The sequence below is a fragment of the Cupriavidus sp. DL-D2 genome, from assembly GCF_039710735.1.
GTDB lineage: Bacteria > Pseudomonadota > Gammaproteobacteria > Burkholderiales > Burkholderiaceae > Cupriavidus.
Map to the genome: position 1 here is coordinate 14,991 of NZ_JBDKXK010000057.1, position 24,923 is coordinate 39,913.

Consider the following 24,923-nt stretch of genomic DNA (forward strand, 5'->3'; position numbering starts at 1 on the left):
ACATTCCTGTTGGTTATGCCTTCATTCCCGGCGCGGCATTGTAGTGATGGCTGCCATCTTACAGACTTGGCGCACACGACAAAAACCAAAGGCAAGGAGACTTCCGATGACATTCGCCTATTTCCTGCGGCGCGCGGCGCGCTATTGGGGTGACAACCCCGCCGTGCTGTACCGGGACCGCGTATTGACCTTCCGCCAGTTGGACGAGCGATCCACGCGCCTTGCCAACGCGCTGCTGGCGCTGGGCTTGCGGAAAGGCGACCGGGTGGCGATCCAGTCGCGCAATTGCCCCGAGGTGGTGGAGATCGAATGCGCGCTGTACAAGGCCGGGCTGGTCAAGGCGGCACTGAATCCGCGCTTCACGGCCAGCGAGGCCTCGGACGTGGTGGAGAACTGCACGCCGCGCGTGCTGATCGCCGGACCGGGCTACACGGGGTACTCGGGTGCAACGCCGGGCTTCGGCAGCATCGAACACTATTTCGCGATTGCGGGAAGCACCGCCGGCTACGGCGCCTATGAAAGCCTGATCGAGCAGGGCGCCGACACACCCGTCGACTACGCGCCGCAACCCGACGACCTTGCCGTGCTGCATTTCTCGTCGGGCTCCACGGGCAAGATCAAGGCCGCGATGCAGACCTATGGCAATCGCCTGGCGTCGCTGCGCAAGCTGATCCTGACCATGGACCGCCCGGCGCGTCCCGGTGATCGCCTCGCGCTGATTGGTCCCATCACGCATGCGTCGGGCATGCTGATGCAGCCCTATCTGTTCCTCGGCGCCACGCTGGTGTTGTTCGAGAAATTCGACCCCGCGCAATTCCTGGCCGACGTGTCGCGTCTCAAGCTCACGCACGTCTTCATGGTGCCGGCGATGATCAACATGCTGTTGGCCGAGCCCACGCTGGCCACGGCGGACTTGAGCAGCCTGCGCACGCTGGCTTACGGCGCGGCACCAATGGCACCGGCGCGTATCCGCGAGGCGTGGCAGCGCATCGGCCCGATCCTCTCGCAGGGCTATGGCACGAGCGAATCCACATCGGGCGTGATGCGGCTTTCCACAACCGACCATGCCATCGCGATGGAAACGCATCCGGAACGCCTGGCATCGTGTGGCCGTGCGCTGGGCGAGACCGAAGTGCGCGTGGTCAACGAGCACGGCGAGGAAGTCAGCGGCGACGAGATCGGCGAACTGGTGATCCGCGGTGCCGACGTGTTCCAGGGCTACTGGGGCGCGCCGGAACTGACGCGCGAAGTGTTGATCGATGGCTGGCTGCACACGGGGGATCTGGCGCGCGTGGATGCGGAAGGTTACGTGTACCTGGTTGATCGCAAGAAGGACATGATCATCTCGGGCGGCTTCAACGTCTATCCGAACGAAGTGGAGGCCACGCTGTACCAGCATCCCGATGTGATGGAAGCATGCGTGATCAGCGTGCCAGATGAAACATGGGGCGAGAGCGTAAAGGCCGTGGTGGCGCTGTGGCCGGGCCGGCAGGCGAGTGCTGCGGACCTGATCGGCCATTGCCGCGCGCGCATTGCCGATTACAAGTCGCCGCGCAGTGTGGATTTCGTGGCCGAGTTGCCGAAGAACGCCAGCGGCAAGCTGGCGCGCAAGCTCGTGCGCGAGCAGTACTGGGCCGGTGAAAGCCGCCGTGTGAACTAAGGAGGCGCCACCATGTTCGACCATCTGAACAATCCGGTACTGATCGAAACCCGCGCCGCCGTGCAGCGCTACATCGACGAGGAACTGCGTCCGCTGGAACGCGAACTCGGCCTCGGCAGCGAAGATGCATGGCCGCGCGACGTGCTGCGCGGTGTGTGGCGTCGCTCCAGCGAACTGGGGCTGTATGCATCGTGCCTGCCCGTGGAACTGGGCGGGCGCGGCCTCAATATTGCGGAGCAGTGCGCGCTCAAAGCCGATCTCGCTGCAAGCGGGGCCGCGCTGGCGCCACATGTGCTCGGCGATCTCGGCGGCCCGCCTCGCGTGGGCAATATGCTGAAGTACGCCACGGCCGATCAGGTGGCGCGTTACTTCGAACCCGTGATTCGCGGCCAGAAATCCACGTGCTTCGCGCTGACCGAGCCGCACTCGGGCTCCGACGCGCAAAGCATCCGCACGAGCGCGGTGGTGGATGGCGACGAACTCGTCATCAACGGCACGAAGCACTACATCAGCGGCGCACCGTTTGCGGACTTCGCCATCGTGATGTGCGTGACGGATGCCTCGACCACGCCGCCATCGATCACGGCGGTGCTGGTGGATCTCGACCTGCCCGGTGTGACAGTGAGCACCGAGTATGTGCCGATGTCGGGCCAGCATATCGATGCCGACATCCATTTCGAGAACGTGCGCGTGCCGCGCGCCAACATCTTCGGCGGCGAGGGCAGGGGGTTCAAGCTGGGCATGTCGCGCATCAACGTGAACCGGCTGCTGCATTGCCCGTCGATGCTGGGGCTGGCGATGCGTGCGTACGAGGCATCGGTGGAATATGCGGGACAGCGTCGCCAGTTCGGTGGACCTATTGCGCGCTTTCAGGCCATTCAGCATATGCTGGCCGATATGGCGGCGGCGTTGTGGGCGTGCGAAAGCATGATCGCCCAGACCGCGCTGCTGGCCGATGCCGGCGCGGACCTGCGCATGAAGGCGGCGGCGTGCAAGCTGTTCGTCTCCGAGCGCTGCTTCGAAGTGGCCGACAAGGCGGTGCAGATTCACGGCAACCTCGGCGTGACGCGCGGCCATCCCGTGGAGCAGACCTGGCGCAAGCTGCGGATGTTCCGCATCTTCACGGGTACCAGCGAGATCCAGCGCAACACCATCGCCAAGGCCATCCTCGACCCCGCTTCGGCCTGACCAAGACCCACGGCGACGCGGCATCAGACCGCGCGCCGGCCATAACAGGAGACCAGACATGAACCGACGTCAGTGGCTTGCCACGACGGGCGCCGCCGCATTGGGCGGCATCGTGACCCGCACCGGCTTTGCAGCCGCCCCCTCCGCCAACTATCCTTCGCGCCCGATCCGCGTGATCGTGCCGTTCATCGCCGGCACCGCGCCGGATTCGATGGCCCGTAGCCTGACCGCCGAACTCGGCCCGATGCTCGGCCAACCGATGGTGGTCGAGAACATCGGCGGCGCAGGCGGCATCATCGGCGCCCGCGCATTGAAGCGTGCCGAACCCGATGGCTACACGCTCGGCGTGTTGGCCAACCAGCACGTGATCAACGTTCACCTGTACCGCGATCCGCCGTACGACGCGGCCAAGGATTTCACGGCCATCTCGTCGGTATCGGGCGGCCCCGTGGTGCTGGCTGTACCCGCTTCGTCGCCGTACAAGACCGCGCGTGAACTGATCGACGCGATGAAGCAGAAGCCCGGCGCACTGAACTACGGCTCGGGCGGCAAGGGCGCGGTGTCGCACCTCGCCGTGGAAAGCCTGCTGCACCAGACGCACACCAACGCCGTGCACATCCCCTACAAGGGCGCCAGCGAAATCCTGACCGCGATGATCAGCGGCCAGACCCAGTTCGGCATGCCCGTGCTGGCGACGGCGGCGCCGTTCCTGCGCAACGGACAGATCCGCGCATTGGCGGTGTCATCGGCGGCTCGCTCGGTCTACTTTCCGGATGTGCCGACGCTGGGCGAGGTACTGCCGCCAGGGTTCGTGCTCGATAACTGGAGTGGGTTGTTTGCACCAGCGGGTTTGCCTGCGGCGCTGACGAAGCGGCTGTTCGATGCGGTATCGACATTGCAGGCGAGCGGCAAACTCGATGCGACGACGAAAGCGAATGCGGGGGAACTGAGGAAGAGTGAATCGCCGGCGCAGTTTTCTCAGATGGTGGCGGCTGAGAATGCGCGGTATGGGAAGTTGATTGCGGAGATTGGGATGCGGGGGGAGGTGGGGTAACGAACGGACTGCTGGAAAGAAAACCCCCCCTGGGGAAAGGCCAGGGGGGGTTTAATCTTAAAGCTATCAGGTCGTACCGTCGCCTGTGCCCGGAGTGCCCGAGCCGCCGCCAGCGGCCGCCGGTGCAGCGCAACCACCCGGAATGTATGCCGCGTTCCAACCGGCGCCGGCGCCCGTAATTGTGCAGCTCCACGTACCATCGTTGGCGCGGTTCCAGCTGATCTTGGTTCCAGCGATCGACGTGGAAGCCGAATTACCCAACGTACCGGTCAACGTATCCGTAACCGCAGTCAGGTTGGAAGTAGGCATCCCGTCGCCTGTGATGAGGCTCGACTTCGTGCCACCCAGCAGGCATGCTGTTGCTGAGCCAGCTGCGCCCGTCTTACCGTCAGTAATACAACCCTCAGCTGCCGTACGCAGAGCCGACAGTTCGCCCACCACACGCGAAACTTGCGACTTGGCAACGTAGTTCTGATATTGCGGAATCGCAATAGCAGCCAGGATACCGATGATCGCGACCACGATCATCAGTTCGATCAGCGTGAAACCCTTCTGGACCCGTTGGTGGATTCCCATCCGTGCTTTTTTCATGGAATTGACCCCTGTAATTTGTAGAGAACAGCGTGTTGCTGTCGGGAATCAATAGAGCAACAGGTGTGCCAGGGTCCAAAACCGCCCGTATCGCCCCTTTATCGGCATCCAAGGACAGAAATGTGAGATTTCTTGTCAGGTGTAACCGAATGTATCTGTCGAAATTTGTCACCCCACGGGCGAGGGGTGAGGCGAATGATGCATAAATTGACGGTTTTTGTCAGCGAGAAGTGACCGGTAAATCGCCTTTAACTCTGATCTTAGCGAGGCTGAAAGACGATCACGGCCATGCCAGCGACGGCGATTGTGACACCTGTCATATCCCAGACGGAGGGCCGGACGCCGTCTACCAGCCAGAGCCATGCGATGGCAACCGCTATATAGATACCGCCATAAGCGGCATAGACCCGGCCCGAGGCGTCGGGATGCAGTGTGAGCAGCCAGGCAAAGACGGCGAGCGAGATGGCGCCGGGGAGCAAGAGCCAGGGGCTGCCATTCTGGCGCAGCCAGAGGTAGGGCAGGTAACAGCCGAGGATTTCGGCAAGGGCGGTGAGGAAGTAGAGGGATACGGTTTTCATTGATGCTGTTCGTTGATGCGTGTTCGCGCGATTCCTGAATCGACCACTGGTTTTCTCCCCTCTCCCGCATCCCTTGGTTTTCTCCCCTCTCCCGCTTTGCGGGAGAGGGGCGGGGGTGAGGGCCAGCGGTGCAAATTTCGATGTGGTTGGCAAGCAGAGCCTCCAGCCCTCTCCCCCAACCCCTCTCCCGCTTTGCGGGAGAGGGGAGTCAAAACAGAGAGGGGGTGTCAAGCTCCCACCGCCCCTTTCAACGCCGCCACCATCCCCGCCACCATCTCATTCACCTCCGCCTCCCGCCGCCACATCACCCCCACCGACGGCAAATCCCAGCTCAGCGAAAACGGCAGCGTTGCCGCATCGCCCAGTTCAGCCAGTTCCGCCGCCACGGCGCGCGGCACGATGGTAATGGTGTCCGGCTGGCTGCGTAGCAGCGTCGCCATCGGCTTGATCGAGTAGGTTTCGACGATGGGCAGCGGTGGTGCAACACCAGCTACTGCGAACATCGTGTTGATGGTGCGGCGGACCGGCGTATGGGGCGGCGGCAAAATCCAGTCGAGTTCGGCCAGCCGTTTCCAGTCGAGTCCAGCGCGCGTCAGCCGCGCTCGCGCCTGCGACGGTACCACGAGCACGGGTTCTTCCCGATACAGCGGCTGCTGCATGATGTCCTCGCCGGTCACGTAGAACGAGCGCGCGATCACGCAATCGAGTTCGTGGCCGCGCAGCGCGTTGACGAGTTCATCGGTGGTGCCCTCGCGCACCAGCACCGAGATACGTGGCGACTGTCCCAGCCCATAGGCCAGCGCGGCATCGAGCACCGCGCGAGCCGTGTAGGGAATCACGCCGAGCCGCAGTCGTCCGCGCCCGCCCGCCTCGATCACGGCCAGTTGGCGGCCCAGTGCATCGGCATCGGCCAATGTCGTGCGCGCATGAGCGAGGACCGCGTCGCCCGTGGCGGTCGGCTCCAGTCCGTTGCGCGTGCGCGTGAACAGCGGCGTCATGAAGATGTCCTCGATCTCGCGCAGCGCCTTGGTCACGGCGGGCTGCGACAGGTTCAGCTCGGCGGCGACACGCGAGATCGAACGTTGACGTTCCAGCGCCAGCAGCAACGGCAAATGCCGCAGGCGCAGGCGCGACACAATCTGATGCAGCAGCTTGTCAGTAGCGATGGGCATAGGGGCGCGAATCAGCAAAGTCGTATAACCGAATGGTAATGCAACGATAAGTTATTCGATCTTGGCAGTTATTTTCCCTGCCTATACTCGAATCACAAGTCAATTGCCTGCAACAGGAGTCATTCACCCATGTTCACGACACGCCCCGAGATCGTCGGCACGTTCGGCGTTGCTGCCTCCACGCACTGGTTGGCCACGCAAACCGCGATGGGTGTGCTGGAGAAGGGCGGCAATGCCTTCGACGCCGCCGTGGCGGCTGGTTTCGTGCTGCAAGTGGTGGAGCCGCACCTGAACGGTCCGGGCGGCGAAGTGCCGATCCTGTTCTGGAGCGAGCGCGAGCGCGCGATGCGATCGGTCTGCGGCCAGGGTCCGGCTCCGGCACTCGCCGATCCGGAAGCGCTCCTCGCGCAGGGCATGGAGATGATGCCCGGCATCGGCCTGATGCCCGCCACGGTGCCCGGCGCGTTTGGCGCATGGATGACGATGTTGCGCGATCACGGCACGTGGTCCGTGGCCGATGTGCTGGCACCGGCCATCGGCTATGCGCGAGACGGCTTTCCACTGGTGCCGCGCATCTCGCAAGCCATCCTCGCCGTGCAGTCGCTGTTCCGTGACGAGTGGCACAGTTCCGCGCAAACCTGGCTGCCCGATGGCAAGGTGCCGCGCCCCGGCGCACTGCACACGCTGCCGGTGCTGGCCGATACCTACACGCGTATCGTCGAGATCGCGCAGTCCAAGAGCGATACCCGTACCGGCCAGATCGAAGCCGCGATGGATGGCTGGTATCGCGGTTTCGTGGCCGAAGCCATCGACGCCTATTGCAAGGACACGCCCGTGCGCGACACCACGGGCGAGAAGCACACCGGCCTGCTGCGCTATGACGACATGGCGAACTGGCGGCCCGTGGTGGAAACGCCGCCCACGCTCGACTTCGGCCGCTACACCGTGGCGAAGTGCGATATCTGGAGCCAGGGCCCGGTCTTCCTGCAGCAACTCGGCATGCTGCGCCACGCAGGACTCGACGCCCACGCGCCCACGTCGCCCGAGTTCGTCCACAAGATCGCGGAGGCTGCCAAGCTGGCCATGGCCGACCGCGCCGCGTGGTATGGCGATCCGCTGTTCGAAGACAGCCATCTCGGCGCGCTGCTGAATCCGCATTACCTGGCCTCGCGCGCCGCGTTGATCGGTGATCGCGCCATCGCGACGATGCAACCCGGCACGCTTGGTGGCCGCGCGCCGCGCATGCCAGACCTCGCCGTGGCCGAGCGCACGCTGGCCGAAGCCGATACGCGCTTCGGCATTGGCGAGCCGACTTTCGCCGCGCTGCCCCCGGTGGCGGAATGGGCGGAGCGTGAAGTCTTTGTCGGCGATACCTGCCATATCGACGTGATCGACCGACACGGCAACATGGTGGCGGCCACGCCGTCAGGCGGCTGGCTGTCGTCGAGCCCGACGATTCCGTCGCTCGGCTTCGCGTTGAACACGCGGCTGCAGATGACCTGGCTCGAACCGGGCCTGCCCAATACGCTGGCACCCGGCAAACGTCCTTGCACCACGTTGTCGCCATCGATGTGCCTGCGCGATGGCGAACCTTACATGGTGTTCGGCACGCCCGGTGGCGACCAGCAGGATCAATGGTCGCTGGCCTTCTTCATGCGCCACGCCGTACACGGCATGAATCTGCAGGAAGCCATCGACGCACCGGCCTGGCACGTAGACCACTTTCCGCAATCGTTCTGGCCGCGCCAGACCACGCTGAACCGCATCACCGTCGAAGGCCGCATGCCAGCGCAGACCATCGATGCGCTGCGCGCACGCGGGCACGAAGTTCGCGTAGGAGAAGACTGGTCCGAAGGCCGCATGTCTGCGTGCACGCGCGAGCGCGATGCAAAGGGCCGGCTGGTGCTGCGCGCCGGTGCCAATGCGCGCGGCATGCAGGGCTATGCCGTGGGCCGCTGAAGGATTACTACAACGCTGAAGACAGAAGGGGAGTTGCATCATGAAGTCCGTATTCAAGGCGCTGCTGTGCGGCGTGACTGCTTTGTCCGCATCGTTCGCCGGCCTCGCCGGCGCGGCCGATGCGTATCCCACCAAGCCCATCACGCTGATCGTGCCCTGGGCGGCTGGCGGCTCCACCGATATCCTCGCGCGCGTGCTGTCCGAGCATCTGACGAAGTCGCTGGGCCAGCCGGTGATCGTCGACAACAAGCCCGGTGCGTCGGGCAACATCGGCTCCGCGATGGTCGCGCGTGCGCAGCCCGATGGCTACACGCTACTCGTCGGCTCGATGAGCACGCACGCAATGAACCCGGCGCTGATGGCCAACATGCCGTTCAAGGGCGTGGACGATTTCACGCCGCTGGGTCTGCTGGCCTACGTGACCAATACGATGGTGGTGAATCCGTCGGTGCCGGCGAACAACGTCAAGGAACTGATCGCCTACGCCAAGGCCAATCCCGGCAAGCTGGCCTATGCGAGCGCCGGTCCTGGTTCGACCAATCACCTGAGCGCGGTGCTGTTCGAGAAGATGGCTGGCGTGCAGATGCTGCACGTACCGTACAAGGGCGGCGCGCCTGCCGTGGTGGATACCGTGGCAGGGCAGACGCAACTGCTGTTCTCGGCCGGCACGCAGACGCTGCCGCACGTGAAGGCTGGCAAGCTCAAGCTGCTGGCCGTGACGGAGGCCAAGCGCTCGCCGCTGCTGCCGAACGTGCCGACCGTCGGCGAAACGATTCCCGGCTATGAACTGGCCGTGTGGTACGGCGCGTTCGGTCCAAAGAACATGCCCGCACCGCTGGTGGCAAAGCTGAATTCGGAAATCAACCGCGTGATGTCGCTGCCCGAGGTCAAGGCCAAGATGGATGGCATCGGCGTGGAAACCGCGACATCGACGCCGCAGGAATTCGGCAAGATCCTGCGCCACGATGCCGTGCGCTACGGCAAGCTGATCAAGGAACTCGGCATCCAGGGGGAATGATGGCGAGCGTCGATACGTTGGGCCATTGGCAGACGCATCTGCATCCGCTGTTCGATCGCCTGCGCGGTGCGGCCACGCCCGAGGCCGTGATGGATGCGGTGGGACAGGCCACGCTGGAGATCGTCGGGCCGGGCCTGCTGACGATCAATGCGTGGCATGCGGACAGTGGCGAGATCGAACGCCTCTGGTCGTCGGACCCGCTTGCCTATCCCGTCGGCGGCAAGAAGATCAAGGGTGACACGGCCTGGACGCGTCAGTTGCTGGTGCGTGGCGAGGTCTTTGTTGGTGAGGGCGACGAGGCGCTGGCTGCCGTCTTCGACGACATCGCGGTCATCCGGGATCTGGGGTTGAACGGCGTGGTGAATGTGCCGCTGTGTCATGGCGGCCGGGTGATCGGGACGTTCAATTACCTGGCTGGCGTGGACGCTTGGACGGCCGAGGATCTGACGGCGTTGCGGATGCTGGGGCAGATGGTGGTGGGGGCGGTGGCTGGACGCTGAATACCCACTTGTTTTCTCCCCTCTCCCGCGCAGTGGGAGAGGGGCGGGGGAGAGGGCCAGCGGTGAAAATTGCGACAACATCGGCAAGCAGAACCTCCAGCCCTCTCCCCCAACCCCTCTCCCGCAAGCGGGAGAGGGGAGCGCATATCTGCGGGAGAGGGGAGACAACAAGCGCATAGCGAACGCCTTCGGCGTTCAATCCGACGTACTGGCACTCCAGAACGCCTGACTCACCACGCTCGTCCCACCTAACCGGGCCACGATCGTGTCCAGCACGTCGCCATCCACTGACGTCGCTGCCAGCACCGCTTCGATCTCCACGTCCTGTTCCCCGAACGCGCGCACTTCCAGATCTCCCGTGGGATATTGCGCGGCCTCCAGCGCTTCTTCGAGCAAACGCATCGCAGTCTTCTGATACGACCGCGCCGTGATCACATGCACGGTGTGCGTGACTTCCACGGCGGGCGTGTCGAGTGGCTGACGGTTGATGCGGTCCACCACGGGGCGCAGCAGTGTATTGGCAGCCAGCACGAACAGCGCGCCGATGCCGGCCTCGACGATCAGATCGGCGCCAGCGCAGGCGCCTACCGCCGCAGACCCCCACAAAGTGGCCGCCGTATTCAGCCCGCGCACATTCCCTTCCTCGCGCATGATCACGCCAGCGCCGAGAAAGCCGATACCCGATACCACATACGCCACCACACGCACCGCCCCCTCGGGACCGGTTAGGTGATTGGCCATATCGACGAAGATCGCCGCGCCCACGGCCACCAGCACGTTGGTGCGCAGGCCGGCCGTGCGCTGGCGATACTGGCGCTCGAAACCGATGATGCCGCCCAGGATGAAGGCGGCGGCCAGGCTGATCGCGGTGTCGAGCAGCGATTGCGGATTGATGTGCTGCAGGGCTTGGAGGGACATGGGCGGTATCCGTTCGGGCCAGAAATTGGCGCGATTGTGGCACAGCCGCGTGTCGATTCCCCCAAACCGTGGGATCAACCCCAGCTTCCCGTTGCCAGCGCCTGCGGCGATTCGCCGCCCGGGATGAAATCCCAGCGCAGTGGCAGCGCACGGGCGCGTCGCACGATGGTCTCGGGCAGAAAGCGCCAAAGTAACTGCGCGCGCTCGAACCGGGCGATGTCCGGGGAGTCGGTAAGCACTTCGGCGCGGCCCGTCATCTGCAGCAGTTCGCCGGTGGCGTAATTCACAAACACGAGTCCCGCCACGGGATTCACCATCAGGTTGCCGAGCGTGTTGAAGAACGTATTGCCCGGGAAGTCGGGAATCGTCAGCCCGCCATCGTCATCCACGCGCACAAAGCCCGGCTTGCCGCCGCGATGCGAGACGTCGACCTGCCGCTCGCCATCCGCGAGATCCACATACGACGCTACGAAAAACGAATCCGAAGCACGAATCAGCTTGCGCGCATGGTCGTCGAGCGCAGTCATCGCCTGCGGCGGCGTATCGGCCGGTTCCGCCGGATCGCGCGTGAACGTGAAGTCGCGCTTCTGGATGTACTGCGGGCAATTGCCGAAGCTCTGTCCCACCTCCACGCTGAAATGCTGCGCATCGTCGCGCCGCACTGTGCCATTCATCCGGTTGCGCCGACGCGTGGCCGGTTCGATGCCGAGCATTCCGATGGGGTCGCCATCCTCCATGCCCGCATCGGCGGGATCGGCGGCATCGCGCACCAGCGACATGTCGAGCACGCGCGGATCGGGCGAGTGCATGAAGCCCGGATGCGCGGCCCGCACGGTGGCCCAGGGGCGGCCATCGGGTGCCACGGTGCCGATCACGATCGATGGCAACTGATGGAAAAAATCGCGATGCTGGTCGGGCATGAAGGGGCGCACCACGCGCGTCCCCACTTCCGCGAGCCGTTCCTCCATGCCTGCGTGGGCTTGCAACACGCGCTCACCGGCATGCCACGGCGTGCCCGGTTGGCGTTCCACTTGCGATGGCGAGTGCGAATTCGAATGCGAGGTCATGTCAGGCTCCAGTCGAGGAACGTGCGGCGATTCAATGCGGTTCAGTACAACTCAGGCGGCCAGGCCGACTGGCGTCTGCTGGAACGGCACAAAGCCGGGCAGCGCTTCCACACGTGCCAGCCACTGGCGCACGTTGGGATAGCCAGCGAGATCGACGAAGCCCTCGGGTGCGCGTGCCGTGTAGCTGTACAGCGCCACATCGGCGATGGTCGGATGATCGGCGGCGATCCACTGATTGGCGGCCAGGGCATCGTTCATACGGCCCAGCACCAGATGGGCGCGGGCGATGGCCGCGTCGGCGTCGACGGGGGCGTTGAAAACCGTCTTGAGCCGCGCGGTGGCGGGTCCGAAGGCGATATCGCCAGCGGCCACCGACAGCCAGCGCTGCACGGCTGCCGCCGCAGCGGGCGATTCTGGCAGCCAGTCGGTGCGGCCCAGCTTCTTGCTCAGGTAGACCAGGATCGCGTTGGAATCGCAGACCACGGTCTCGCCATCGACCAGCACCGGCAACTGGCCGAACGGGTTGAGCGCGAGAAATTCGGGGGCCTTGTGGGCGCGGGCCGCCAGATCGAGGTCGATCAGTTCGACGGGCTGGCCGAGCAGCGCCAGGAACAGGCGGGCGCGGTGCGAGTGTCCGGAGAGGGGGTGGCCGTAGAGTTGCATGGCGAGGCGTCCTGGAGTCGATTGTTGCGGTGTCCGGTATGGATGCCGCGTTGGAATCGACTATAGAGGTGCCTCCTCCGTTGAAAAACGGTCGGCGCGGGAAGGCACTCTTCTGAATTCAGGAAGAATCAAGAAAAATCAGCGCGCAGGATTCAGGGCAGGGGAACTGCGCAGGGTATCCACGGCCAGATCGATAAAGGCGCGCACCTTGTGCATGGCATGGCGGCCTTCGCGGTGGATGATGTTGATGGGCAGCGGCACCGGCTCCACATCCTCCAGCACCAACTGCAGCCGGCCGTCGCGCACTTCATCGGCCACCTGGTAGGACAGCACGCGCACCACGCCGAAACCGGCAACCGCCGCGGCGATGGCCGAGTCATTGGTGGTCGTGGACATGCGCGGCGCCACGCGTATCGGCAACGGTTCGCCGTGGCGCTGGAACCGCCACTCGGGCAGTGTGGAAATACCGGTGGTCTGGATGATGGTGTGTTGCGCGAGGTCCTCGGGCGTAGCCGGGACACCATGCCGTGCGAGGTAGGCCGGCGAGGCGCAGGTCACGCGCCGCACGTACCCCACCGGAATGGCCTGCAGCGATGAGTTCGGCAGCGGGCCGATGCGCACGCCCACGTCGATACCCTCGTCGATGAAGTTCACAACCCGGTCGATGAACAGGCAATCGACATCCACCTCGGGATAGCGATTCAGGTACTCCACCACCACCGGCGTGACATAGTGCCGGCCGAACAATACCGGGGCCGTGATCGACAGTTGCCCGCGCGGCGCCGTGTGTGCGCCGGCAGCGGACAATTCCGCATCGTCGATCTCGCCGAGGATGCGCCGACAGTTCTCGAAATAGGCCACCCCGGTAGCGGTGGGCCGCACCACGCGCGTGGTGCGCGTCAGCAGCCGCACGCCGAGGTGGGTTTCCAGCTCCGTGATCACGCGGCTGACCACGCTCAACGACATATCCAGCCGGCGCGCGGCAGCCGTGAAACCGCCGCTTTCCACTACGGCCACATAGGTCTTCATTGCCTGAAGCCGGTCCATGCCGCGTGCCTCAGTGCGGGGGGTCTTCGAACGTGGGACGGGTGGGATCGTCCGCACCGTTCAGGTCCCAGCAGGCGATGAACAGCGCCGCCACCAGCGGACCGATCACGAAGCCGTTAAGTCCGAACAGCGCCATGCCGCCCAGCGTGGAAATCAGCACCACGTAGTCCGGCATCTGCGTGTCCTTGCCGACCAGGATGGGGCGCAACACGTTGTCCACCATGCCGATCACCAGCACGCCAAAGCCAATCAGCACGCAGCCTTTCCAGATTGCGCCGGTGAGCAGGAAGTAGACGGCCACGGGTGCCCAGATGAGGCCCGCGCCCACGGCCGGCAGCAACGACAGGAACGCCATCACCACGGCCCATAGCAGCGCGCCCTGGATGCCGAGGATCGCAAAGATGCCGCCGCCGAGCATGCCCTGCACCAGCGCCACGACGATATTGCCCTTGACCGTGGCACGCACCACCGTCGTGAACTTCTGCATCAAGTGGGTCTTGTGACCGGCGCTGAGCGGTACGGCCTGCCGGATCCGGCGCGCCAGCGTGGGGCCGTCGCGCAGCAGGAAGAACAGCAGGTACAGCATGATGCCGAAGCTGATCATGAACTGCGCCGTGTTCTGGCCGATGCTCAGTGCCCGCGTGGCCAGCGTCTGGCTGGCCTGCAGCGCGCTGGCACTGAGCTTGTCCTTGACGTCGGAGATGCTGGCGAGATCGGCTCGCGCGAGGATGTCGCGCACAAAGGGTGGCAGGGCGTCGGCGGCAGACTGGAAGTAGTGGCCGAAGTTGATCTGGCCCGAGCGGATGCTCTCGTAGAGGTTCACGCCTTCCCGGATCAGCGAGGCCGTGATGAGTGTCATCGGCAGGATCACCAATACCAGTACCAGCAGCAGGGTCAGCAGTGCCGCCACGTTGTTGCGGCCCCGCAGGGCTACCACCAGCCGCCGTTGCAGGGGCGCGAAGATGATGGCCAGCACCGCGCCCCAGAACACCGCACCGTAGAACGGCAGCAGGATCCACGCAAATGCGATGGATACCACCGCCAGGAGCAGCAAGAAGACCTTGTGATGCAGACCGGAAGATTCGGTCATGGGCGATTCCCTATGTCGGACGAAGCCAGGCGCCATTCTACGATGCCGGCTGCGTCGCTTCTGTCTGGCGGCCGCCTACATGTCTGTGGCAGGTATGCGCACATGGAATGTCTGGACAACCGGCTGGCTTGCCGCGTCAACAACCCCATCGAGCAAGGGGTGAACAGCATTTCGTCGTGTCCAGGCAACAGTTGGTTTTGGGACGCAAAGATTATCCCCGTCTTTTATTTCAAGACAGACTTCCGCGAACAATTATCATTTACATTCCTCCCTTTCGTATCGCTATCGTTACAAGGAAGGACCGATCATGAATTCGAGCCGCCGCGGCCAGCAGCCCGCCGTTCCTCAATCCGCATTGTGCGCAACGGCGGTGGCCGTCGCGATGCTCTGCATGGCGCCGCTTGGGGCACTCGCCCAGCAGGCCGAGGGGGCAGGGGAATCTGCCGGCAACGAAAAAATGCTCGAAACGGTGTCGGTCAGCGGTAACTGGCTTGGTACGGGCCTGCAGAACAGCGTGAAGACGTTTGCCGGCGCGCGCACCATCGTCGACGAGAAGCAGATCGAGCAGAGCGGTGCCACCAACATCGGCGATGTGATGCGCCGCATCCCGGGCGTGCAGTCCACGGACAACTCCGGCACGGCGGGCAGCTCGATTTCGCTGAACATCGGCGTACGTGGCCTGACGGGCCGCTACACGCCGCGCTCGACAGTACTGCTGGATGGTATCCCGATGGCCGTGGCGCCTTACGGCCAGCCGCAACTGTCGTTCGCGCCGGTGAGCCTCGGCAATATCGAATCGATCGACGTGGTGCGCAGCGGCGGCGCCGTGCGCTACGGCCCGCAAAACGTGGGCGGCATCATCAACTTCACCACCAAGCCGATTCCGGCCGGCCCGGGCATCACCGGCGACGCATCGGTGCGCGAGAACATCTACACCGAAGGCGGTGGCAAGAACACCCAGTACGACGCCTTCGTGGGCACCACGCTCGACAGCGGCCTCGGGATCGCGCTGCTCTACTCGGGCATGACCGGCCGCGACTGGCGCAAGGGCAGCGACGACGACGTGAACGATCTGGCGGTGAAGTTCGCGTACGACATCACGCCGACGCAGCAGGTCTACGGCAAGCTCTCGTACTTCGACGTGAAATCGAAAACGCCGGGCGGCCTGACCGTGGCCCAGTACAACGCCGATCCGTTCCAGAACACGCGTCCCAACGACTACTGGAGCGGCAACCGTTACGGTTTCGACCTGGGTTATCTGAACACGATCTCGGCGAATCAGGAGTTCGAGATCCGTACCTGGTACAACGACAGCTACCGCCAGAGCACCCTGCAGCAGACCGCCACCACCGCTTCGTTCCAGCCGCGCAACTACAACACCTTCGGTATCGAGCCGCGCTTCACGCAGCGTTTTGGCGTGGGCCCGACCACGCATGACGTGACGGTCGGCTATCGCTACATCCGCGAGCGCGGCGATGACAACGTCATCACCATCAACACCCGCACGGGCGTCCGGACCCCGAACTCGACGTTCGACAATGCCACCGATGCGCACGCCGTCTACATCGACGACCGTATCGCCTATGGCCAGTGGCGCATCGTGCCGGGCGTCCGCTTCGAGCACATCAGCACCAACCGCCAGCAGGCCGGCACCACGACGCAGTACGACAGTGTGAACAACAAGGCGCTGCCGTCGGTCAACGTTTCGTACCTCGTGAACAATGCCTGGACCGTGTTTGCGGACTACAGCACGTCGTTCGGCCCGGTGCAGAACATCCAGTTGAACTCGCAGACACCGAACAACCCGCTGCAGCCGGAAGTGGCCAAGACGTTTGAAGTGGGTACGCGCTGGACGGACAGCCGCATCAAGGGCGAGCTGACTGCGTTCAAGATCAAGTTCGACAACCAGATCCTGCAGGTGCCGGGCCTGGTGCCTGCCACGTTCCAGAACATCGGCGCGACCGATCACGATGGTGTGGAATCGGCCATCGACTACACGTTCGACCGCGCGAGCATGCTGGGCGGCCTGAACGTGTACGCCAACTATACGTACACGCGTGCGATCCAGAAGTCGGGCACGACGGCGGGGCTGGACGTACCGTTCTACTCGCGTACCACCGATACGATCGGCGCGCGCTACGACTGGCGCAACTGGACGTTCAACGTGTCCACCACGCACCAGAGTTCGCAGTATTCGGACACGGCCAACACCGTGGCGGAATCGGCCAGCGCCAATGTGGGCAAGATTCCGGGCTTCCGTACGTGGAACATTCAGGCGATGTTCAAGGTGCCGCAGATGAAGCGGACCGACATCACCATCGGCCTGAACAACCTGTTCGACAAGCGCTACTACACGCGCAATGTCGACGGCAACGCTGGCCGCATGGTGGGTGCGCCGCGCATGGTCTACATCCAGGCACGCGCAGGCTTCTAAAGGCAGGCGGGCCGCTTCATGCGCTGGCCGGGGCTTCGTCCTGGCCGCGCGTGTCGGCCATCAGGGTGTCCCACATGCTCAGCAGGCGGATCGCGCACGGATAAAGGCGGACTGCAGCAGCCGTGGGATGCATCTGCGTGGATTCGCGCGTGAATAGCGCCACGCCAAGGCGCTCTTCGATGCGGCGCGTCGCGTAGAGAATGCATGCGGCGCGAATGCCGCTGTGCCGCTCCGCTGCAATGGCGGAGCGAAACTGCATCAGCAATACAAACCGGCGCAGGTGATCGGTATTGACGTGGCGGATTGGAGTATTGGGATGCTGGACATCTTCCGGTGGACGTACTGGCAACGCCATGCTAAGCCGCTCACGAGGAGCGGGAGCACCGTCCGGCTGGGACGATCCATCCGGAGTGTGAAACGAATCAGTCGACCACATAAGCCTCGAAGGTCAGATTGGATGCGAGGCATTGTCTGACTAATCCCGGGTATGGCGTTTGCGCTCGCGCAAGGTCGAGACGCAGCATCCTGATACCGGTCTGTGCTGTAGCGCGGAGTTTTCGTCACTTGCCGCGGGCCGCCGCGAGGTTCGCCGCGACGCGTGCTGCCGTCGATGAGTCGGGCGGCAGCAGTTTCAGAAGATGCTCCCAGTACCTTGTGGCTTCGGCGGCGTCACCACGTTGAGCCGCCGCACTGGCAGCCAGCGCCAGCCCCTTCGGGTCATCGGGGTCTGCGGCGAGCGCGGCCCGGATTTGCACCAGCGCTGGTCCTTGCAGCGAACCCTCATTGATGCTGGCGAGCACGTCGGCATAGTCCGATCGTAACGAAGCCACCGCGGGTTCCAGCGCCACCGCTTTGCCATATGCGGCGGCCGCATCATCGAACCGTTCCATCACCGTATAAGAGCGCGCCAGCATGGCCCAGCCTTGCGCATCGTTGGGATTGGCCTGCAGGCGCCGCGCCAGTTGATCGACCATGGTTTCGATCTGCGCGATGGTGGGCGTGTGAGCGTCGCCGGACAGGCTATGCGAATCGTCACCTTGGATCACCGCGGCGGGATTGCCGAGGTGGAGGTAGATCATGGCGGCAGCGGGGGGAAGCACGACGCATAGGGTGGCGGTGGTCCATCGGCTTCTCGCTGCGCCACCGGTTTGCGCCCCTCTCCCGCGCGCGGGAGAGGGGTTGGGGGAGAGGGCGGGGGCTCCTGCTTGCCGACTTGTTGCAATTTGATCGGCCAGCCCTCTCCCCCGCCCCTCTCCCGCAGGCGGGAGAGGGGAGACCACCGGGCGGGCGTGGAGCCGTGTACGGCGCAGCCGCTGCCACAACACCGCCACCACCACAACCAACAACCCGAACGGCCCCAACCAAAGCAACCACGTCGACGCCTTGAACGGCGGATCGTAAAGCACGAACTCACCATAGCGTTCGACGAGATACCCCTTGACCGCGTCGTCGCTCGCCCCCTGCATCAACTGCGCACGTATCTGCGCGCGCAGATCGATCGCCAGCGGTGCATTGGAGTCTGCCAGCGTCTGGTTCTGGCATACCACGCAGCGCAGTTGCTGCGCCAGTGCATGCACGCGCGCATCGAGTTCGGCGTCGGTGGCAGCGCTCGCCTGCATCGACATCGCAACAAAGAGAACACCCAGCAGCGCCTTACGCATGCTCTCGCTCCAGTTGCAGCAGCAGCGGCTTGATCTGCCGCTCCAGCGTGTCCTTCGTCACCGGACCCACCTGCCGATACCGCACCACGCCGCGTCGGTCGATGATGTAGGTCTCCGGTACGCCATAGACGCCGAAGTCGATGCCTACGCGGCCATCGGCATCGACCAGCGATTGCACATACGGATCGCCCATCTGCTGCAGCCAGCTTCGCGCCGCTGGCACGGTGTCCTTGTAGTTGAGTCCATAGAGCGGGACCGTGGATTTGCCCGCGAAGTCCACCAGCAAGGGATGCTCGCTGCGGCAAGCGGCGCACCACGACGCCCATACGTTGAGCATCCACACCTTGCCTCGCATATCGGCTGCGCTCACTGATGCGGGCGCATCGAGCACGGGTAGCGTGAATTGCGGGGCAGGCTTGCCGACCAGCGCAGAGGGAAGTTCGCGCGGATCATGCCGCAGGCCCGCAGCCAGGGCGAGCACGATGGCGACGAAGACGGCCAGTGGCAGGAGGAAGCGCGTCATGGCCGGGTGTCGAATGAGGGCAGCGGCGTGGCGATTGGCGCGGCATCTGCCACGGGACGGCGCACGCGATAGCGACGGTCGCTCGCGGCAACCAGTCCGCCAAGTGCCATCAGGCCGCAACCGGCCCAGATCCATTTCACGAAAGGCTTCACGTAGATGCGCACGGCCCAGACTTTTTCTCCGGCGGCCTCGCCAATCGCAACATAGAGATCACGCGCAAAGCCCGTGTCGATGCCCGCCTCGGTGGTCGGCATGTCCTGGCTGCGGTAGATGCGGCGCTCGGAAGCCAGCGTGGTGACGGCCTTTCCATTGCGGCTGACCGTGAACACGGCGCGCAACGCCTCGTAGTTGGGACCCACCACCGGCACCACACCATCGAAGCGGAACACATGACCGTCCACGTTGACCGTATCGCCAGCCCGCATCGGCAGTTCGCGCATGGTCTCCTGGCTGTTCACCATGGTCACGCCGATAATGAACACGCCCACGCCGGCGTGGGCCAGCAGCATGCCCCAGTAACCAGCCGGCAACTGCCGTAGCGACGCGCGCCAACCGTCGCGGTGTTTCAGCTTGCCTGCAAGGCTTACCGCTGCTCCGGCCAGCGACCAGGTGGCCAGCGTCAGGCCGAGCCCCGTCAGCGCCGACGGGTGACGAAGAACAAGCAGCAGACCGATGCCGATCACCACGCTGGCGAGCGCCGCCCAACGCAGCCGCCGTACCATCGGCGGAAACTCGCCACGTCGCCAGCGTGCCAGCGGCGCTGCACCCATGAGCAGCACGGCGGGCGCCATCAACGGCACGAACACCTGCTCGAAGTACGCGGGCCCCACCGAGACCTTGCCCGCACCCAATACATCGAGCAACAGCGGATAGAGCGTGCCGAGCAACACCGCGGCGGCGGCCACGGCCAGCAGCACATTGTTGGCCAGCAGGAAGGTCTCGCGCGAGGCCAGCGTGAAATCGGCGCGACGCGTCAGTTGCGGTGCGCGCCATGCGAAGATCGCCAAGGCCATGCCCGTGACCAGCGCGAGCAGCGTCAGGATGAAGATGCCACGTTTGGGATCGACTGCAAACGCATGCACCGATGTCAGAACGCCCGAGCGAACAAGGAAGGTGCCCAGCAGGCTCAGCGAAAACGTGAAGATCGCCAGCAGCGCCGTCCATGCGCGAAACGCGCCGCGCTTTTCGGTCACGGCCAGCGAGTGGATCAATGCGGTGCCCGCCAGCCACGGCATGAACGAGGCGTTTTCCACGGGGTCCCAGAACCACCAGCCGCCCCAGCCGAGTTCGTAGTACGCCCACATGCTGCCGAGTGCGATGCCGATGGTCAGAAACAGCCACGCGAAGATCGTCCATGGCCGGGACCACCGTGCCCAGGCGGCATCGAGGCGGCCTTCGAGCAGCGCGGCCAGCGCGAAGGAAAAGGCCACTGCAAAGCCCACATAGCCCATGTAGAGGAAGGGCGGATGGAACACCATGCCGGGGTCCTGCAGCAGCGGATTGAGGTCGCGACCTTCCATCGCGCGCGGCAGCAGACGGATGAACGGATTCGACGACAGCAACAGGAACAGCAGCAGGCCGCTGGAGATCGCACCCATTACGCCAAGCACGCGCGCCACGAACGGCAGCGGCAGGGGCCGGCTGAACAGCGCCACCGCGCACGACCATCCGGCCAGCATCAAGGTCCACAGCAACATCGAACCTTCATGGCCGCCCCAGACCGCAGCGATGCGATACATCAGCGGCAGCGCACTGTTGGAGTTGCCGGCCACATAGCGCACGCTGAAATCGTTATCGACGAAGGCGAACGTCAGCGAGAGATACGCGCCCAGTACCAGCAGCCATTGCGCAATGGCTGCACGCCGCGCCCACAGCATCCACGGCACGACGTTGCGCGCTGCACCGGCCAGCGGCAGCACGGCCTGCACGAACGAGGCCAGCAGCGCGCAGATCAATGCGAAGTGGCCGAGTTCCACGCTCATCGCTGCACCTTCCGATTCACGGCATCATCGTTGGCCGCGCGCTTCAAGGCTTCGGCGGCTTCGGGCGGCATGTAGTTCTCGTCGTGCTTGGCCAAGACTTCGCTGGCGACGAACGTACCGTTGGCATCGAGCGCGCCACGCGCGACCACGCCCTTGCCTTCGCGGAACAGGTCGGGCAGCAGGCCGCGATACACCACAGGCACGGTGTGCCGGGTATCGGTGACCACGAAGTGGATCGTCAGCGATTCGCCTTCGCGCCGGATCGATCCCGGTTCGACCAACCCGCCGACGCGGAACGCGCGTCCCTGCGGCGCTTCGTGAGCGGCGATCTGGCTGGGGCTGAAGAAGAATACAAGGTTCGACTGGAACGCATTGAGCACCAGTGCGAGTGCCACGCCACCACAGGCCAGTGCGGCGAGCAGCAAGCCGAGACGGCGCCGGCGCGGCGTCATGGTGTGTCGTCCTCGTGATCGGCATGCCTGCGACTGCGTCGCTTCAGCAGCACCATCTCCAGCGCAATGGCGACGCATGTCACGCCAAATGCGCCGACGAGGTAGGGAATGTGCCCGCTCATGATGCCTCTCCACGCTCGCGCAGCAGGCAACGCACGCGCACCAGCGCCACGGCGATGGTGTACATCCAGCACGCCAGTGTCATCGCCAGCATGCCGGCGAGCATCGTCGCCGCCATCGACGGAGCGGCGGTCAGACTGACCGATGCGCCTTGATGCAGCGTGTTCCACCACTGCACGGAGAAGTAGATGATCGGGATGTTCGCCACGCCCACGAGGCATAACACTGCACAGGCACGTTCGGCGCGGCGGGGTTCTTCGATGGCGGAAGCGAGCGCAATGTAGCCGAGATACAGGAACAACAAGATCAGTTCGGACGTGAGCCGTGCATCCCACACCCACCATGTGCCCCATGTGGGTTTGCCCCACAAGGCGCCGGTCCACAGTGCGAGGAACGTGAACATCGCGCCGGTGGGGGCGAGTGCCAGCGCCATCATCGACGAGAGCCGCGTGCGCAGTATCAGCGCGAGCGCGCTGTAACCGGCCATGACAAGGTAGATGAACATCGACATCCACGCGGCAGGAACGTGGATAAAGATGATGCGATAGACCTCGCCTTGCTGTGCATCGGTGGGCGCTACGGCGAAGCCGATCCAGAGACCGATGACGAGCCACGCAGCAGCAAGCAAAAAGAACCACGGCGCCATGCGTCCTGCCAGCGGATAGAACACAGCGGGCGATGCAAGCCGCGTCCACCGGCTACGCGCCATGTGGTGCTTGCGCGCGGAAGTGTCTTGCAGTGGAATATCGCGGTTCATCGCCTCATTCCATGGCAATGCGCAGGCCCGCCGCCGTCGCCAGCGGGCACACGCACAACGAAAGCGCCAGGCATGCGCCCAGCAACGAAAAATGCGGCATCACATCGAGTCCTGCATCGGCGGCAGCGCCGGCACTGGCGCCGAATACCAGCACGGGAATCGACAGCGGCAGTACCAGTACGCACAGCAACACCGCGCCGCCGCGCACGCCGAGCGTCAGCGCGGCGCCGACGGCACCGATCAGGCTCAGTGCCGGGGTGCCGATCAGCAACGATGCGGTCAGCAACAGCGTGGCACCGCCTGGCAGGCTGTATTGCTGCGCGAGCAGCGGGGTCAGGATCAGCAGCGGCAGGCCGCTCGATAGCCAGTGCGCGCAAATCTTGCCCAGTACCAGCAAGGCCAGCGGATGGGGCGAGAGCAACAACTGGTCGAGGCTGCCATCGGCATGCTCCTGTGCAAAGAGGCGTGACAGCGAGAGCATCGACGCCAGCAACGCCGCCACCCACAGGATGCCGGGCGCGAGCATGCGTAGCTGTTGCGGGTCGGGTCCGATGGCCAGCGGAAACAGGCTCGACACGATCACGAAGAACACCACGCTCGCCAGCAGGCTGCTGCGCCGTTGCCACGCAATCGACAGGTCATGAGCAATCAGCGAAGCCAGTGTCGCGATCATCGCCGTGCGCTCGTCGTGGGCCCGAGCGTGAGCGTCTGACACGGCAACGGTATCGCCTGGTGTGTGGCGATCACGGCCATGCCGCCATCGGCAAGGTGTTGCGCCAACAGTGTATGAAAGCGATCCGATGCATCGAGGTCGAGCGAGGTCAGCGGTTCGTCGAGCAGCCACAGTTCGCGCGGTGCCAGTGCCAGGCGGGCGAGCGACACACGGCGGCGCTGGCCTTGCGACAGCGCACGCATCGGGACATCGCGCAAGGTATCGAGGCCCAGTCGCGCCAGCGCGTGGCGGATCGCAGTGGCATCGGGTGCGGACAGACCCGCCATGCGCGCCGCAAAGCGCAGATTGGTTTCCGCATCGAGGTCCACATCGATACCGTTGGTGTGACCCACATAGGCGAGCGATGCGAGGAATTCGGCATCGCCAGCCCGCACCACGCGTCCCCGCCACAGCAACCGTCCTTCGGCAGGCGGAACGAGGCTCGACAACACACGCAGCAGACTGGTCTTGCCCGCACCGTTGGGACCGACTACCTGCATGAGCGTGCCCGGTGTCAGCGACAGGTCGAGGTCGCGAAAAATGATCCGGCCCATGCGCCGCACCATCAACTGGCTGGCTTCGAGCACCGGGGTCGCCATGGCGCTATTTCTCCGGCGCAGCGGCCACATCGGGCAGGCGGTGCGCAATGCCCTTGTGGCAGTCGATGCAGGTCTTTTCCTTGTTGGCCAGGTAGGTGGAGTGCATGGCCTGCGCGCGCGGACTCTGGCGCGTGAAGTCCATCGACTGGTAGTCGTGGCAGTTGCGGCATTCGAGGGAATCGTTGGCCTTGAAGCGTGCCCATTCGTGCTGGGCGAGTTCCAGCCGGTGCGCCTGGAATTTCTCGCGCGTGTTGACCGTGCCGAAGATCTTGGCCCAGACCTCTTTCGACGCCTGCATCTTGCGCGCCATCTTGTCGGTCCAGTTGTGCGGCACGTGACAGTCCGAGCATTTGGCGCGCACGCCGCTACGGTTGGTGAAGTGAATGGTGCCCTGCAGTTCCTGGTAGACGTTGTCGCGCATCTCGTGACAACCCGTGCAGAACTTCTCGGTATTGGTGACTTCCAGCGCGGTATTGAACGCGCCCCAGAACAGCACGCCGGCGATGAAGCCGCCCAGCGTCAGGAAGCCCAGGCTGAAATACGCGCTGGGGCGGTTGATGGTGCGCCAGTAGCGCACGAGGAGGTCCCAGAGTCTGCCTTTCATCGCTCGCCCCGTTCGATCCCGTTATTTGGTGCTCGTTGTACCGGATGTTCCGGCCTTGGCGCTGCCACCCTTGCCGTCCTTCGCGCCTTTCTCGCCGCCCGCGCGCTTGAGCATCGTTTCCACATCCACAAACGAGTTGCCCACCAGCGGCTTGGTGTCGGCCTGCGGCACATGGCATTGCGTGCAGAAGTAGCGGCGCGGCGAGACCTCGGCCAGCACGTTGTTGTCGCGGTCCATGTAGTGCGTGATGCTGACCGGGATCGAACCGGTTTCCTCGCTCTTGGTGCGCGCGTGGCAGAACATGCACCGGTTGAAGTCGCGATCCAACTGGTAGCCGTCGATCTTGTGCGGGATCGTCGGCGGCTGCATGGTGTAGTTGCGCGTGCGGCGGATGTCCTTGTTCTCGGTCGGGAAGAGCAGCGGCGGCTTGGTCTCATTGGCCACCGGCGTGGGGCCGCGCATGGCATCGACCAGACCCTGCGCATTGGCCGGGGCGATGCATAGCGTGACCAGCGCCAGCAGCAGCCAGACGCCAAAGGCCAGCAGGGCGGGCCAGGAACGTGTCGGCATGATG

26 protein-coding genes are annotated in these 24,923 nt (G+C 64.5%); 7 read left to right on the forward strand and 19 right to left on the reverse strand.

Features of this window, described 5'->3' with window-relative positions; genetic code table 11:
• Positions 1 to 106: 106 nt before the first annotated feature.
• The 3 genes from ABDB81_RS23495 to ABDB81_RS23505 are packed head-to-tail and all read left to right on the forward strand — an operon-like array spanning position 107 to position 3,902.
• Positions 107 to 1,660, forward strand: coding sequence for an AMP-binding protein (locus ABDB81_RS23495; RefSeq protein ID WP_346813740.1), 1,554 nt, complete (start codon positions 107 to 109; stop codon positions 1,658 to 1,660).
• Between the two features lie 12 nt (positions 1,661 to 1,672).
• The gene (locus tag ABDB81_RS23500) at positions 1,673 to 2,848 is read left to right on the forward strand and encodes an acyl-CoA dehydrogenase family protein (RefSeq protein WP_160474088.1); all 1,176 of its coding nucleotides are present in this window, start codon (positions 1,673 to 1,675) and stop codon (positions 2,846 to 2,848) included.
• Positions 2,849 to 2,906: 58 nt separating this feature from the next.
• The gene (locus tag ABDB81_RS23505) at positions 2,907 to 3,902 is read left to right on the forward strand and encodes a tripartite tricarboxylate transporter substrate-binding protein (protein WP_346813741.1); all 996 of its coding nucleotides are present in this window, start codon (positions 2,907 to 2,909) and stop codon (positions 3,900 to 3,902) included.
• Positions 3,903 to 3,968: 66 nt separating this feature from the next.
• Here ABDB81_RS23505 and ABDB81_RS23510 read toward each other — a convergent pair whose 3' ends face one another.
• The 3 genes from ABDB81_RS23510 to ABDB81_RS23520 form a co-directional block, all read right to left on the reverse strand.
• Entirely contained in the window at positions 3,969 to 4,493 is a 525-nt protein-coding gene (locus tag ABDB81_RS23510; protein ID WP_346813742.1) for a pilin, read from the reverse strand.
• Between the two features lie 260 nt (positions 4,494 to 4,753).
• A complete protein-coding gene (locus ABDB81_RS23515; protein WP_137924500.1) occupies positions 4,754 to 5,071 on the reverse strand; it encodes a YnfA family protein in 318 nt (105 codons plus the stop codon).
• Positions 5,072 to 5,298: 227 nt separating this feature from the next.
• Entirely contained in the window at positions 5,299 to 6,243 is a 945-nt protein-coding gene (locus ABDB81_RS23520) for a LysR substrate-binding domain-containing protein (RefSeq protein WP_346813743.1), read from the reverse strand.
• A 129-nt stretch (positions 6,244 to 6,372) separates the two neighbouring features.
• Between ABDB81_RS23520 and ABDB81_RS23525 the strand changes: the two genes are divergently transcribed.
• From ABDB81_RS23525 to ABDB81_RS23535, 3 genes are read left to right on the forward strand one after another with little or no spacing between them, the layout of a single operon-like run.
• A complete protein-coding gene (locus ABDB81_RS23525; RefSeq protein ID WP_346813744.1) occupies positions 6,373 to 8,202 on the forward strand; it encodes a gamma-glutamyltransferase family protein in 1,830 nt (609 codons plus the stop codon).
• 40 nt (positions 8,203 to 8,242) lie between these two features.
• On the forward strand, positions 8,243 to 9,220 hold the full coding sequence (locus tag ABDB81_RS23530) for a tripartite tricarboxylate transporter substrate binding protein (protein WP_160474082.1): 978 nt from the start codon (positions 8,243 to 8,245) through the stop codon (positions 9,218 to 9,220).
• Positions 9,217 to 9,720 (forward strand): GAF domain-containing protein, encoded by a 504-nt coding sequence (locus ABDB81_RS23535; RefSeq protein WP_346813745.1) that lies wholly within the window; start codon positions 9,217 to 9,219, stop codon positions 9,718 to 9,720. Before ABDB81_RS23530 ends, ABDB81_RS23535 begins: the two co-directional genes overlap by 4 nt.
• Positions 9,721 to 9,915: 195 nt before the next feature.
• On the opposite strand, the gene ABDB81_RS23540 is transcribed toward ABDB81_RS23535, so the two are convergent.
• The 5 genes from ABDB81_RS23540 to ABDB81_RS23560 form a co-directional block, all read right to left on the reverse strand.
• Positions 9,916 to 10,638 (reverse strand): MgtC/SapB family protein, encoded by a 723-nt coding sequence (locus ABDB81_RS23540; protein WP_160474080.1) that lies wholly within the window; start codon positions 10,636 to 10,638, stop codon positions 9,916 to 9,918.
• Between the two features lie 74 nt (positions 10,639 to 10,712).
• Complete coding sequence (locus ABDB81_RS23545) at positions 10,713 to 11,705, reverse strand: pyridoxamine 5'-phosphate oxidase family protein (RefSeq protein ID WP_346813746.1); 993 nt, start codon at positions 11,703 to 11,705, stop codon at positions 10,713 to 10,715.
• A gap of 51 nt (positions 11,706 to 11,756) precedes the next feature.
• On the reverse strand, positions 11,757 to 12,368 hold the full coding sequence (locus tag ABDB81_RS23550) for a glutathione S-transferase (protein ID WP_160474078.1): 612 nt from the start codon (positions 12,366 to 12,368) through the stop codon (positions 11,757 to 11,759).
• 138 nt (positions 12,369 to 12,506) lie between these two features.
• Positions 12,507 to 13,415 carry a LysR family transcriptional regulator gene (locus ABDB81_RS23555; RefSeq protein WP_346813747.1) on the reverse strand — a complete coding sequence of 303 codons (909 nt, stop codon included), beginning with the start codon at positions 13,413 to 13,415 and terminating at the stop codon, positions 12,507 to 12,509.
• A gap of 10 nt (positions 13,416 to 13,425) precedes the next feature.
• Positions 13,426 to 14,505, reverse strand: a complete 1,080-nt coding sequence (locus tag ABDB81_RS23560; RefSeq protein ID WP_137926505.1) for an AI-2E family transporter — start codon at positions 14,503 to 14,505, stop codon at positions 13,426 to 13,428.
• A 307-nt stretch (positions 14,506 to 14,812) separates the two neighbouring features.
• Between ABDB81_RS23560 and ABDB81_RS23565 the strand changes: the two genes are divergently transcribed.
• A complete protein-coding gene (locus ABDB81_RS23565; RefSeq protein WP_346813748.1) occupies positions 14,813 to 16,939 on the forward strand; it encodes a TonB-dependent siderophore receptor in 2,127 nt (708 codons plus the stop codon).
• A 16-nt stretch (positions 16,940 to 16,955) separates the two neighbouring features.
• Here the strand turns inward: ABDB81_RS23565 and ABDB81_RS23570 are convergent, their stop codons facing one another.
• From ABDB81_RS23570 to ABDB81_RS23620, 11 genes are all read right to left on the reverse strand, one after another.
• Entirely contained in the window at positions 16,956 to 17,294 is a 339-nt protein-coding gene (locus tag ABDB81_RS23570) for a LysR family transcriptional regulator (protein ID WP_137926507.1), read from the reverse strand.
• A 205-nt stretch (positions 17,295 to 17,499) separates the two neighbouring features.
• The gene (locus ABDB81_RS23575; protein ID WP_346813749.1) at positions 17,500 to 18,600 is read right to left on the reverse strand and encodes a cytochrome c-type biogenesis protein CcmH; all 1,101 of its coding nucleotides are present in this window, start codon (positions 18,598 to 18,600) and stop codon (positions 17,500 to 17,502) included.
• Positions 18,593 to 19,123 carry a DsbE family thiol:disulfide interchange protein gene (locus ABDB81_RS23580; RefSeq protein WP_346813750.1) on the reverse strand — a complete coding sequence of 177 codons (531 nt, stop codon included), beginning with the start codon at positions 19,121 to 19,123 and terminating at the stop codon, positions 18,593 to 18,595. The genes ABDB81_RS23575 and ABDB81_RS23580 overlap by 8 nt, the downstream gene beginning before the upstream one ends.
• Positions 19,120 to 21,105 carry a heme lyase CcmF/NrfE family subunit gene (locus ABDB81_RS23585; RefSeq protein ID WP_346813751.1) on the reverse strand — a complete coding sequence of 662 codons (1,986 nt, stop codon included), beginning with the start codon at positions 21,103 to 21,105 and terminating at the stop codon, positions 19,120 to 19,122. The genes ABDB81_RS23580 and ABDB81_RS23585 overlap by 4 nt, the downstream gene beginning before the upstream one ends.
• Positions 21,102 to 21,557 carry a cytochrome c maturation protein CcmE gene (ccmE, locus tag ABDB81_RS23590; protein WP_137926511.1) on the reverse strand — a complete coding sequence of 152 codons (456 nt, stop codon included), beginning with the start codon at positions 21,555 to 21,557 and terminating at the stop codon, positions 21,102 to 21,104. The genes ABDB81_RS23585 and ccmE overlap by 4 nt, the downstream gene beginning before the upstream one ends.
• Positions 21,554 to 21,679, reverse strand: coding sequence for a hypothetical protein (locus ABDB81_RS23595; RefSeq protein WP_346813752.1), 126 nt, complete (start codon positions 21,677 to 21,679; stop codon positions 21,554 to 21,556). Before ABDB81_RS23595 ends, ccmE begins: the two co-directional genes overlap by 4 nt.
• Complete coding sequence (gene ccmC / locus ABDB81_RS23600; RefSeq protein WP_346813772.1) at positions 21,676 to 22,386, reverse strand: heme ABC transporter permease CcmC; 711 nt, start codon at positions 22,384 to 22,386, stop codon at positions 21,676 to 21,678. The genes ABDB81_RS23595 and ccmC overlap by 4 nt, the downstream gene beginning before the upstream one ends.
• 52 nt (positions 22,387 to 22,438) lie before the next feature.
• Positions 22,439 to 23,107 (reverse strand): heme exporter protein CcmB, encoded by a 669-nt coding sequence (gene ccmB, locus ABDB81_RS23605; RefSeq protein ID WP_137926513.1) that lies wholly within the window; start codon positions 23,105 to 23,107, stop codon positions 22,439 to 22,441.
• On the reverse strand, positions 23,104 to 23,745 hold the full coding sequence (ccmA, locus tag ABDB81_RS23610; RefSeq protein ID WP_346813753.1) for a cytochrome c biogenesis heme-transporting ATPase CcmA: 642 nt from the start codon (positions 23,743 to 23,745) through the stop codon (positions 23,104 to 23,106). The genes ccmB and ccmA overlap by 4 nt, the downstream gene beginning before the upstream one ends.
• Before the next feature lie 4 nt (positions 23,746 to 23,749).
• Entirely contained in the window at positions 23,750 to 24,349 is a 600-nt protein-coding gene (locus ABDB81_RS23615) for a NapC/NirT family cytochrome c (protein WP_137926515.1), read from the reverse strand.
• A gap of 21 nt (positions 24,350 to 24,370) precedes the next feature.
• Positions 24,371 to 24,922 carry a nitrate reductase cytochrome c-type subunit gene (locus ABDB81_RS23620; protein ID WP_249359508.1) on the reverse strand — a complete coding sequence of 184 codons (552 nt, stop codon included), beginning with the start codon at positions 24,920 to 24,922 and terminating at the stop codon, positions 24,371 to 24,373.
• Between the last annotated feature and the right edge of the window lies 1 nt (position 24,923).

What these genes read in the sequence shown, in the direction of transcription:
- ABDB81_RS23495 (WP_346813740.1), top strand. Translation starts at nt 107, where the DNA reads ATGACATTCGCCTATTTCCTGCGGCGCGCGGCGCGCTATTGGGGTGAC.
- ABDB81_RS23500 (WP_160474088.1), top strand. Translation starts at nt 1,673, where the DNA reads ATGTTCGACCATCTGAACAATCCGGTACTGATCGAAACCCGCGCCGCC.
- ABDB81_RS23505 (WP_346813741.1), top strand. Translation starts at nt 2,907, where the DNA reads ATGAACCGACGTCAGTGGCTTGCCACGACGGGCGCCGCCGCATTGGGC.
- ABDB81_RS23510 (WP_346813742.1), bottom strand. Translation starts at nt 4,493, where the DNA reads ATGAAAAAAGCACGGATGGGAATCCACCAACGGGTCCAGAAGGGTTTC.
- ABDB81_RS23515 (WP_137924500.1), bottom strand. Translation starts at nt 5,071, where the DNA reads ATGAAAACCGTATCCCTCTACTTCCTCACCGCCCTTGCCGAAATCCTC.
- ABDB81_RS23520 (WP_346813743.1), bottom strand. Translation starts at nt 6,243, where the DNA reads ATGCCCATCGCTACTGACAAGCTGCTGCATCAGATTGTGTCGCGCCTG.
- ABDB81_RS23525 (WP_346813744.1), top strand. Translation starts at nt 6,373, where the DNA reads ATGTTCACGACACGCCCCGAGATCGTCGGCACGTTCGGCGTTGCTGCC.
- ABDB81_RS23530 (WP_160474082.1), top strand. Translation starts at nt 8,243, where the DNA reads ATGAAGTCCGTATTCAAGGCGCTGCTGTGCGGCGTGACTGCTTTGTCC.
- ABDB81_RS23535 (WP_346813745.1), top strand. Translation starts at nt 9,217, where the DNA reads ATGATGGCGAGCGTCGATACGTTGGGCCATTGGCAGACGCATCTGCAT.
- ABDB81_RS23540 (WP_160474080.1), bottom strand. Translation starts at nt 10,638, where the DNA reads ATGTCCCTCCAAGCCCTGCAGCACATCAATCCGCAATCGCTGCTCGAC.
- ABDB81_RS23545 (WP_346813746.1), bottom strand. Translation starts at nt 11,705, where the DNA reads ATGACCTCGCATTCGAATTCGCACTCGCCATCGCAAGTGGAACGCCAA.
- ABDB81_RS23550 (WP_160474078.1), bottom strand. Translation starts at nt 12,368, where the DNA reads ATGCAACTCTACGGCCACCCCCTCTCCGGACACTCGCACCGCGCCCGC.
- ABDB81_RS23555 (WP_346813747.1), bottom strand. Translation starts at nt 13,415, where the DNA reads ATGGACCGGCTTCAGGCAATGAAGACCTATGTGGCCGTAGTGGAAAGC.
- ABDB81_RS23560 (WP_137926505.1), bottom strand. Translation starts at nt 14,505, where the DNA reads ATGACCGAATCTTCCGGTCTGCATCACAAGGTCTTCTTGCTGCTCCTG.
- ABDB81_RS23565 (WP_346813748.1), top strand. Translation starts at nt 14,813, where the DNA reads ATGAATTCGAGCCGCCGCGGCCAGCAGCCCGCCGTTCCTCAATCCGCA.
- ABDB81_RS23570 (WP_137926507.1), bottom strand. Translation starts at nt 17,294, where the DNA reads ATGGCGTTGCCAGTACGTCCACCGGAAGATGTCCAGCATCCCAATACT.
- ABDB81_RS23575 (WP_346813749.1), bottom strand. Translation starts at nt 18,600, where the DNA reads ATGCGTAAGGCGCTGCTGGGTGTTCTCTTTGTTGCGATGTCGATGCAG.
- ABDB81_RS23580 (WP_346813750.1), bottom strand. Translation starts at nt 19,123, where the DNA reads ATGACGCGCTTCCTCCTGCCACTGGCCGTCTTCGTCGCCATCGTGCTC.
- ABDB81_RS23585 (WP_346813751.1), bottom strand. Translation starts at nt 21,105, where the DNA reads ATGAGCGTGGAACTCGGCCACTTCGCATTGATCTGCGCGCTGCTGGCC.
- ccmE (WP_137926511.1), bottom strand. Translation starts at nt 21,557, where the DNA reads ATGACGCCGCGCCGGCGCCGTCTCGGCTTGCTGCTCGCCGCACTGGCC.
- ABDB81_RS23595 (WP_346813752.1), bottom strand. Translation starts at nt 21,679, where the DNA reads ATGAGCGGGCACATTCCCTACCTCGTCGGCGCATTTGGCGTGACATGC.
- ccmC (WP_346813772.1), bottom strand. Translation starts at nt 22,386, where the DNA reads ATGGCGCGTAGCCGGTGGACGCGGCTTGCATCGCCCGCTGTGTTCTAT.
- ccmB (WP_137926513.1), bottom strand. Translation starts at nt 23,107, where the DNA reads ATGATCGCGACACTGGCTTCGCTGATTGCTCATGACCTGTCGATTGCG.
- ccmA (WP_346813753.1), bottom strand. Translation starts at nt 23,745, where the DNA reads ATGGCGACCCCGGTGCTCGAAGCCAGCCAGTTGATGGTGCGGCGCATG.
- ABDB81_RS23615 (WP_137926515.1), bottom strand. Translation starts at nt 24,349, where the DNA reads ATGAAAGGCAGACTCTGGGACCTCCTCGTGCGCTACTGGCGCACCATC.